The 9,474-nt window shown below is 66.1% G+C and carries 8 protein-coding genes; 7 read left to right on the forward strand and 1 reads right to left on the reverse strand.

Going from position 1 to position 9,474, the window contains the following annotated elements; genetic code table 11:
* The first annotated feature begins 42 nt into the window (after positions 1 to 42).
* The gene (locus GEV05_09085; GenBank protein ID MPZ43542.1) at positions 43 to 915 is read left to right on the forward strand and encodes an NAD kinase; all 873 of its coding nucleotides are present in this window, start codon (positions 43 to 45) and stop codon (positions 913 to 915) included.
* A 59-nt stretch (positions 916 to 974) separates the two neighbouring features.
* Entirely contained in the window at positions 975 to 2,657 is a 1,683-nt protein-coding gene (gene recN, locus GEV05_09090) for a DNA repair protein RecN (GenBank protein MPZ43543.1), read from the forward strand.
* Between the two features lie 35 nt (positions 2,658 to 2,692).
* Here the strand turns inward: recN and fur are convergent, their stop codons facing one another.
* A complete protein-coding gene (gene fur, locus GEV05_09095) occupies positions 2,693 to 3,124 on the reverse strand; it encodes a ferric iron uptake transcriptional regulator (protein ID MPZ43544.1) in 432 nt (143 codons plus the stop codon).
* 150 nt (positions 3,125 to 3,274) lie between these two features.
* Here fur and bamE point away from each other — a divergent pair, with 150 nt between their 5' ends.
* The 5 genes from bamE to greA all read left to right on the forward strand — a co-directional run bounded on the left by bamE (position 3,275) and on the right by greA (position 9,474).
* A complete protein-coding gene (gene bamE, locus GEV05_09100; protein MPZ43545.1) occupies positions 3,275 to 3,682 on the forward strand; it encodes an outer membrane protein assembly factor BamE in 408 nt (135 codons plus the stop codon).
* Positions 3,683 to 3,692: 10 nt separating this feature from the next.
* Positions 3,693 to 4,487: a 4-hydroxy-tetrahydrodipicolinate reductase gene (dapB, locus tag GEV05_09105; GenBank protein ID MPZ43546.1), complete on the forward strand. Its 795-nt coding sequence runs from the start codon at positions 3,693 to 3,695 to the stop codon at positions 4,485 to 4,487.
* Positions 4,488 to 4,605: 118 nt separating this feature from the next.
* On the forward strand, positions 4,606 to 5,772 hold the full coding sequence (gene carA / locus GEV05_09110) for a glutamine-hydrolyzing carbamoyl-phosphate synthase small subunit (protein MPZ43547.1): 1,167 nt from the start codon (positions 4,606 to 4,608) through the stop codon (positions 5,770 to 5,772).
* On the forward strand, positions 5,756 to 9,001 hold the full coding sequence (carB, locus tag GEV05_09115) for a carbamoyl-phosphate synthase large subunit (protein MPZ43548.1): 3,246 nt from the start codon (positions 5,756 to 5,758) through the stop codon (positions 8,999 to 9,001). Before carA ends, carB begins: the two co-directional genes overlap by 17 nt.
* Positions 8,998 to 9,474, forward strand: coding sequence for a transcription elongation factor GreA (greA, locus tag GEV05_09120; GenBank protein ID MPZ43549.1), 477 nt, complete (start codon positions 8,998 to 9,000; stop codon positions 9,472 to 9,474). The genes carB and greA overlap by 4 nt, the downstream gene beginning before the upstream one ends.

The following is a 9,474-nucleotide window of genomic DNA, read 5'->3' on the forward strand; positions in this document are numbered from 1 at the left end:
AGTCCGGGACAGGATGCGCGGCCTGCCCTTACAATCGGCCGCATGAGCGCTTCGTTCGCCACCGTCGGTCTCATCGGCAAATACAACAGTCCCGATATCGCCGAGCCGCTGCTCAAGCTCGCCAATTACCTCGATGCGCGCGGTGTGCGCGTGTTGCTCGACCGGCTCACCGCGGGTCACGTCGGGCAGACACGCTATGCCGTGCTGCCGCTCGACGAGGTGGGCCGCCAGGCAGAGCTCGCGATCGTGATCGGCGGCGACGGCACCATGCTCAACATCGCGCGCACCTTCGCGCCGTTCGATACCGCGCTGGTGGGCGTGAATCTCGGCCGGCTGGGCTTTCTCACCGACATCCCGCTCGATGCCATGTGCGAGACGATCGGCATGATCCTCGACGGTTCCTACACGGTGGAAGAGCGCATGCTGCTCGCCGCCGAGGTCTATTCGGACGGCGCCCGCCGCTTCCAGGTGCTGGCGTTCAACGACGTGGTGGTGAGCAAGGGCGTCAAGGGCGGCATGATCGAGTTCGACGTCCGCATCGACGGCCAGTTCGTCTACACGCTGCGCTCCGACGGCATCATCGTCGCTTCGCCCACGGGCTCGACCGCGTACGCTTTGTCTTCCGGCGGCCCGATCCTGCACCCGTCGGTGCGGGTGATGGCGCTCGTGCCGGTGTGCCCGCACACGCTGTCCAATCGTCCGATCGCGGTGTCGAGCGATGCCACAGTGGAGATCACGATGCGCTCGGCTCCGGATGCGCTCGCGCACTTCGACAACCACTCGCACTTCGCCCTGCGCGACGACGATCGCCTGCTGGTGCGGCGCTTCGATCACTTCACGCGCCTGCTGCATCCGCCCGGTTACAGCTACTACCACATGCTGCGGGAGAAGCTGCATTGGAGCGAGACCTACTAGTGCCGCTGGGCTCGCGCGCCGCGGGCTGCGGGCACAACAGGCGTATCGCCTGAGCGCGAATGCTCAAGCGCATCGCCATCCGCGACTTCGTCATCGTCGAGCACTCGGTGCTCGAGTTCGACGCCGGCTTCACGGTCCTCACCGGGGAAACAGGCGCCGGCAAGTCGATCCTTATCGATGCCCTGTCGTTGCTGCTCGGCGAGCGCGCCGATGCGGGCATGATCCGGGCCGGCGCCAAGCAGGCCGAAGTGAGCGCCGAATTCGAGCTCGAGCGAAACGCCGAAACGCTCGCCGCCTGGCTTGCCGAGGCGGGGCTGGAGGGCGATCCGGGCATCTGCCTCGTGCGCCGGAGCGTGGAGACGGGCGGGCGTTCGCGCGCCTTCGTCAACGGCCACGCGACCACCGTCGCGCAGTTGCGCGAACTGAGCGAGATGCTGGTCGACATCCACGGCCAGCACGCGCACCAGTCGCTTACGCGCCCCGCAGCCCAGCGGGAATTGATCGATGCCTACGCGGGCTGTGTCGATCTCGCCCGGGAAGTGGGCGCGCTCTACCGCCGCTCGAGCGAGCTCGAGTCGCGTTACGCGGCCGCCCGCAGCGATGCCGCACGCCTCGCGCTCGAGCGCGATGAGCTGCGCTGGCAGGCAGCCGAGCTGGAGCGTCTGGACTTTCAGCCGGAGCCGTGGGCCGAGCTCAATGCCGAGCACGTGCGCGCAGCCAATGCGGCGAGCCTGATCGAAGCCGCGTCGGCTGCGATCGAAACGCTGGCGGACGGCGAGCTTGCCGCGACGCGCCTGATGGCTACCGTTGCAAGCCGTTTGAGCCGGGCTGCCGAGCTCGATCCGGAGCTGGCCGCGGTGCTCGAGATGATTGAGGGCGCGCAGATCCAGATCGGCGAATCGGTGCACGAGCTGGAGCGTTACCGCTCACGCCTGGACATCGATCCGGCGCGGCTCGCCCAGATCGAGAGCCGGCTGCAAGCCGTGCACGATGCCTGCCGCAAGTTCCGTCTTACGCCGCAGGCGCTGCCAAGCGCCTTGCAGGCGGCGCAGGCGCGGCTGGCCGAACTGGAGCACGATCTCGATCTGAGCCGGCTCGAACGCGAGATCGCGGAAGCCAAAGCGGCGTATCGGCCACTTGCGGCCAAGTTGACTGCCGCCCGGCGCAAGGCGGCGGCGAAGCTCGGCCGCGAGGTGACGAGCGCGATGCAAGAGCTTGCGTTGAGCGGCGGGCGCTTCGAGGCCGCCATCGAGCCGCTGGCCGAAGCCACGGCGCACGGCATGGAGCGAATCGAGTTTCGCGTCGCCGCACATGCGAGCGTCGATCCCGGTCCGTTGGCGAAGGTCGCGTCCGGCGGCGAGCTGTCGCGGCTGAGCCTCGCGATCCAGAGCGCGCTCATGCAGGTCGCGCAGGTGCCCACGCTCATCTTCGACGAGGTCGATGCCGGCATCGGCGGGCGGGTGGCCGAAATCGTCGGCCGGATGTTGCGGCGGCTGGCCCTGCGCCACCAGGTCATGTGCGTAACCCACCTGGCTCAGGTCGCAGCCTGCGCCGAGCACCATTGGCGTGTCAGCAAGGACGAGCACGGAGGTGCGGTCGCGAGCCGCGTGCAGCGACTGGACGGGTCGCTGCGGGTCGACGAGCTCGCGCGCATGCTGGGCGGGCTCGAGATCACGCGCGCCACACGCGAGCACGCCACCGAGATGTTGCGCGCAGCGAGCCGGTGGGCGGCGTCATCCTGAGGCGCGAGTCGGCCACCGAAACCGCCGGAAAGTGTCTAGCCGTGCGAGCCCGGCTTGTGCGGACAATCCGGCTTGGTGCAATCGACGTACAGCGACAACGAGTGCTCATGGATGCTGAAACCGCGTTCGTGCGCGATGCGCTCCTGACGCTTCTCGATCTCCGCGTCGTAGAATTCTTCCACGCGCCCGCATTGCAGACACACCAGGTGATCGTGATGACCGCCCTGGTTGAGCTCGAATACCGCCTTGCCGCTTTCGAAGTGGTGGCGTATGAGCAGCCCGGCCTGCTCGAACTGCGTCAGCACGCGATACACGGTGGCCAGTCCGATATCGAGCCCTTCCTGCATGAGCAGCCGATAGATATCGTCGGCGCTCATGTGACGCACGCTCGCATTCTCGAACAGATTGAGGATGCGCAGCCTCGGCAGGGTGGCCTTGAGGCCGCTACTTTTGAGATTGGGGTTCATCGCCGCGTCCCGGATGGGTTCAGGCTATCATATTGAGTTTACGCACCCTTGCAAATCAAGACGAACCCCATGCCGGCTGCGCGTTACTGCCGCTTGCTCGCTGTCGCGGCGGGTATCTGCCTGACGCTGGGCGCCTGCCAGAAGGTGCCGATGCTGCCTGGTCTGAAGCCGTATCGGATGGACATCCAGCAGGGCAACGTGGTCACGCAGGAGATGGTAGCGAAATTGAAGCCCGGAATGACGCGCCAGCAGGTGCGCTTCGTAATGGGCACGCCGCCGATCGCCGATGCGTTTCACCAGAACCGCTGGGACTATGTCTACTACCTCAACAAGGGCGGCCAGGTGGTCGAGCATCGGCGCCTCGTTCTGCTGTTCGATGGCGATACGTTGAAGCGCATCGAAGGCGACGTGGTCCCGATGGCCAATGCGGAGCGCAAACTCGCGGGCCAGACGCACGAGAAGTCCGACTCGAAATCGGACTCGGAGCAAAAGCCGGGCACCGAAACGGCCGAGGAAAAAGGCTTCTTCGGCCGCTTGCTGGACAAGATCGGGTTGTAAGGGCGCCACGATGAAAGTTGCGATCGCGGGCAGCGGCGGACGGATGGGCCGGGCATTGCTGGAAGCGGTCTTGAACGCACCGGGTCTCGACTTGCATGCGGCGCTCGAAGCGCGCGGCCATCCGGCCGTGGAGAAGGACGCGGGGGAGCTGATCGGCTCGCCCTGCGGCGTTCCGGTCAAGGCCGACCTCGCCGCCATCGCAGGTAGCGACGTGCTGATCGATTTCACCCGGCCCGAAGGCACGCTGGCGCACCTGAGCGCTTGCCGTAGCCATGGGGTGAAGATGGTCATCGGCACGACCGGGTTCTCCGCCGACGAAGGCGCTTCGATCGCGAAGGGTGCCGGCGACATCGCGATCGTCATGGCGCCGAACATGAGCGTGGGGACCAACCTCGCGTTCCGGCTCATCGCGCAAGCCGCCCAGGTGCTCAACGACGGCTACGACATCGAGATCATCGAAGCGCATCACCGCCACAAGGTCGATGCCCCCTCGGGAACAGCGTTGAAGATGGGTGAGATCATCGCCGCAACGCTCGGCCGCGATCTCGCGGCGTGCGCGGTCCACGGCCGCCACGGCGTCACCGGAGAGCGCGATCCGAGATCCATCGGCTTCTCCGCGATCCGGGGCGGGGACATCGTCGGCGACCACACGGTGCTCTTTGCCGGCGGCGGCGAGCGGGTCGAAGTGAGCGTCAAGGCCTCCAGCCGGGCGACGTACGCGCAAGGTGCCATACGTGCCGCGCGCTGGCTGCAATCGAAGCCGTCGGGACTGTTCGACATGCAGGACGTGCTCGGCCTGCGCTGAGCCCCTTCGGTAGTCGGGTAGTTGTTTCGGTAGGCGTCGTCGTTTGCCCGCCTCGCGGGGCGTCGGATATAATTTCCCGACTTCGAGCGGGATGGGCCGATGGCGCATCCCGCTTCGCATGTCTGTTGCCTCCGGAGCTCGCGTGTCGAAACCTGCCATCCTCGCCCTCGCCGACGGAACGGTGTTCCGTGGCGTATCCATAGGCGCCGATGGGATCGCCTGCGGCGAAGTCGTATTCAATACCGCGATCAGCGGTTATCAGGAAATCCTCACTGATCCCTCCTACTGCAACCAGATCGTCACACTCACGTACCCGCACATCGGCAATACCGGCGTCAATGTCGAAGACGTGGAGGCGAGCCGCCCGCAGGTCGCCGGACTGGTGATCCGCGAGTTGGCGCTCGCGCCGAGCAGTTGGCGCAAGAACCTCGCCCTGGACGAGTACCTGCGCCAATACGGCGTGGTCGGCATCGCGGGCATCGACACGCGCAAGCTCACGCGCCTGTTGCGCGATCAGGGCGCGCAGGCGGGCTGTGTCATGGCCGGGCGGATCGACGAAGCCGAAGCGCTCGCCACCGCGCGCGCGTTCCCGGGACTCTCCGGCATGGATCTCGCAAAAGTGGTGACTTGCTCCGAGCAAGGCTGCTGGGACGAGACCGAGTGGCAGCTCGGGTCGGGCTATGGGCGGCAGAGACAGCCGAGGCGCCGGGTGGTGGCCTACGATTTCGGCGTCAAGCGCAACATCCTGCGCAAGCTCGCCACGCGCGACTGCGAGGTGAAGCTGGTGCCGGCGCAGACCAGCGCCAGGGAGGTGCTGGCGCTTCATCCCGACGGCGTCTTCCTCTCCAGCGGGCCGGGCGACCCCGAGCCGTGCGGCTACGCCATCGAGGCGATTCGCGAGCTGCTCGATACGCGCATCCCGGTATTCGGCATCTGCCTGGGGCACCAGCTCATGGGATTGGCTGCCGGAGGGCGCACGCGCAAGATGAAGTTCGGCCATCACGGCGCCAACCATCCGGTGCTCGACGTCGATACCAAGCGGGTGCTGATCACGAGCCAGAATCACGGTTTCGAGGTTGCGTCCGATACATTGCCCGCGAACACCCGTGTCACGCACGTATCGCTGTTCGATGGCAGCCTGCAAGGCTTCGCCTTCACCGACCGGCCGGCGTTCTGCTTCCAGGGCCACCCCGAGGCGAGCCCGGGCCCGCACGACGTCGACTACCTGTTCGATCGGTTCGTCGACATGATGGACAGGAAAGACGGGGATGCCGCGACGCACTGACATCCAGTCGGTCCTCATCATCGGGGCCGGGCCGATCGTCATCGGCCAGGCGTGCGAATTCGACTATTCCGGCGTGCAAGCCTGCAAGGCGCTGCGCGAGGAAGGCTACCGGGTCGTGCTGGTCAATTCCAATCCGGCCACCATCATGACCGACCCGGAGATGGCGGACGCGACCTACATCGAACCGATCCAGTGGCAGGTGCTCGAGCGCATCATCGCCGCCGAGCGCCCGGACGCGCTGCTGCCAACCATGGGCGGGCAGACCGCGCTCAATTGCGCGCTCGACCTGGCGCGCCAGGGCGTGCTCGAACAATACCAGGTGGAGATGATCGGCGCCTCGCGCGAGGCGATCGACAAGGCAGAAGACCGGGAGAAGTTCAAGGCGGCGATGAGCCGCATCGGGCTCTCCAGCCCGCGCTCGGCGCTGGCGCACAGCATGGAAGAAGCGCTGCAGGTGCAGGCGCTGGTGGGATTTCCGACCATCATCCGACCATCGTTCACGTTGGGCGGTAGCGGCGGCGGCATTGCCTACAATCGCCAGGAGTTGGTCGAGATCTGCGAGCGTGGATTCGATGCATCGCCCACGCGCGAGCTGCTGATCGAGGAGTCGGTGATCGGTTGGAAAGAGTTCGAGATGGAGGTCGTGCGCGATCGCAACGACAACTGCATCATCGTGTGCTCGATCGAGAACTTCGATGCGATGGGCGTGCACACGGGCGATTCGATCACCGTCGCGCCCGCGCAAACGCTCACCGACAAGGAATACCAGATCATGCGCGACGCCTCGATCGCGTGCCTGCGCGAGATCGGGGTCGATACCGGCGGCTCGAACGTGCAGTTCGGCATCAACCCGCACGACGGGCGCATGGTCATCATCGAGATGAATCCGCGCGTGTCGCGCTCCTCGGCGCTGGCCTCGAAAGCGACTGGCTTCCCGATCGCCAAGGTTGCGGCCAAGCTCGCGGTCGGCTACACGCTCGATGAGCTGCGCAACGAGATCACCGGGGGCGCTACGCCGGCGTCGTTCGAGCCGACCATCGACTACGTGGTCACGAAGGTGCCGCGGTTTGCGTTCGAGAAATTCCCGCAGGCCAATGCGCGTCTCACCACGCAGATGAAGTCGGTGGGTGAAGTGATGGCGATCGGGCGCACGTTCCAGGAATCGCTGCAGAAGGCCTTGCGCGGATTGGAAACCGGCTGCGACGGTCTCGACGAGCGCTCGTGCGAGCGCGAGCTGATCGAGCGCGAGCTGGCCGATCCGGGCTCCGAACGCTTGTGGTATGTCGCCGACGCCTTTCGCATCGGCCTCACCGTAGCAGAGGTGCATGCTGCCTCGCATATCGATCCCTGGTTCCTGGTGCAGATCGAGGATCTGGTGCGGCGCGAGGCCGCAGTGCGCGCTCTAGCGCTCGATACGCTGCCGGCCGATGCATTGCGGGAGCTCAAACGCCGCGGATTTTCCGACCGGCGGCTTGCGCGGCTGACCCGGTCGACCGAGGCGGACGTGCGCGCAAGGCGCCAGGCGCTCGGCATCCGTCCGGTCTACAAGCGCGTCGACACCTGCGCGGCCGAGTTCGCGACCAAGACGGCATACATGTACTCGACCTACGAGGAGGAGTGCGAAGCCCAGCCGAGCGAGCGGCGCAAGATCATGGTGCTCGGCGGTGGCCCGAACCGGATCGGCCAAGGCATCGAGTTCGATTACTGCTGCGTGCACGCGGCCTTTGCCCTGCACGATGACGGCTTCGAGACCATCATGGTCAACTGCAACCCGGAAACGGTTTCGACCGACTACGACACCTCCGACCGGCTCTATTTCGAGTCGCTCACGCTCGAGGACGTGCTGGAAATCGTCGCGGTGGAAAAGCCGGAAGGCGTGATCGTGCAGTTCGGCGGCCAGACGCCGCTGAAGCTCGCGCGCGATCTGGAACGAAACGCGGTGCCCATCATCGGCACCAGGCCCGACATGATCGACTGCGCGGAGGATCGCGAGCGGTTCCAGCAGATGATCGAGACGCTCGGTCTGCGCCAGCCGCCGAATCGCACCGCGCGCGACCCGGCTGAAGCGATGCGCCTCGCCGAGGAGATCGGCTATCCGCTGGTGGTGCGGCCGAGCTACGTGCTGGGCGGACGCGCCATGGAGATCGTGCACGAGCCCTCGGATCTGGATCGCTACATGCGCGAGGCGGTCAAGGTATCGAACGATTCGCCGGTGCTGCTCGACCGCTTCCTCAACGCTGCGACCGAAGTCGACGTGGACGCGGTTGCCGACGGCACACGCGTGGTGATCGGCGGCATCATGGAGCACGTGGAGGAGGCGGGCGTGCACTCGGGCGACTCGGCGTGTTCGCTGCCGCCGTTCAGCCTCGAGCCCGCAGTCCAGGACGAGATCGCGCGCCAGACCATCGCGCTCGCCAAGGCGCTCGATGTGGTGGGCCTGATGAACGTGCAGTTCGCGATTCAGGGCGAGACCATCTACGTGCTGGAAGTCAACCCGCGCGCTTCGCGCACCGTGCCGTTCGTGTCCAAGGCAACCGGCGTGCCGCTGGCGAAGGTCGCCGCACGCTGCATGGCAGGCAAGTCGCTTTCGGCGCAGAACGTCCCCGACACGCTGGTGCCGCCGTACTACTCGGTGAAGGAGGCGGTGTTCCCGTTCATCAAGTTTCCCGGCGCCGACACGATCCTGGGCCCGGAGATGAAATCGACCGGCGAAGTGATGGGCATCGGCCACAGCTTCTCGGAGGCGTTCCTGAAATCGCAGGCTGCGGCCGGGCAGAGGCTGCCGAGCACGGGCAAGGTCTTTCTGAGCGTGCGCGACGCGGACAAGCCGCCGCTGGTCGATGTCGCCCGCGCGCTTGCTCGGCTCGAGTTCTCTCTTTATGCCACGCGCGGCACGGCGGCGGCCTTGGCCGCGGCCGGGATCGACGTGACTCCGGTCAACAAGGTCAAAGAAGGCCGGCCGAACGTCGTCGACATGATCAAGAACGGCGACTTTTCTCTTATCATCAACACGGTGGAGGACAGGCGCTCGGCCCTGCGGGACTCCTACGCGATCCGGCATGCGGCGCTCGAGGCGCGAGTCACCTACTACACGACGGTGGCCGGGGCACGGGCTGCGTGCGCGGGGCTGCTCGGTGCGCACGAGTTCCGGCCGTACCGGCTGCAGCGGCTGCACGCCAGCCTGGCGAGATCCGCCGTCGAAGATGGATTCAAGGACCCAGTCACATGAGGCGCATACCGGTCACTATCAACGGGGCAGAACAGCTCAAGAGCGAGCTGCAGCGGCTGAAGACGGTCGAACGCCCGGCGGTCATCACCGCGATCGCCGAGGCTCGTGCGCACGGCGATCTGTCGGAGAACGCCGAATACGATGCAGCCAAGGAGCGCCAGGGCTTCATCGAAACCCGCATCGCCGAAGTCGAAGCCAAGCTCGGCAATGCGCAGGTGATCGATCCGGGTCGGCTGGACGCGGACGGGCGCTGCGTGTTCGGCGCGACCGTCGAGCTGGAAGACATGGATGCGCGCCAGGTCATGACCTATCAGATCGTCGGCGAGGACGAGGCGGACCTCAAGCAGGGCAAGATCTCGATCAGCTCGCCGATCGCGCGCGCGCTGATCGGCAAATACGCCGGCGACGTGGTCGAGGTCAATACCCCGGGCGGCACGCGCGAGTACGAGATACTCGAAGTCAAATACGTCTAG

Source organism: Betaproteobacteria bacterium (assembly GCA_009377585.1).
Lineage (GTDB): Bacteria > Pseudomonadota > Gammaproteobacteria > Burkholderiales > WYBJ01 > WYBJ01.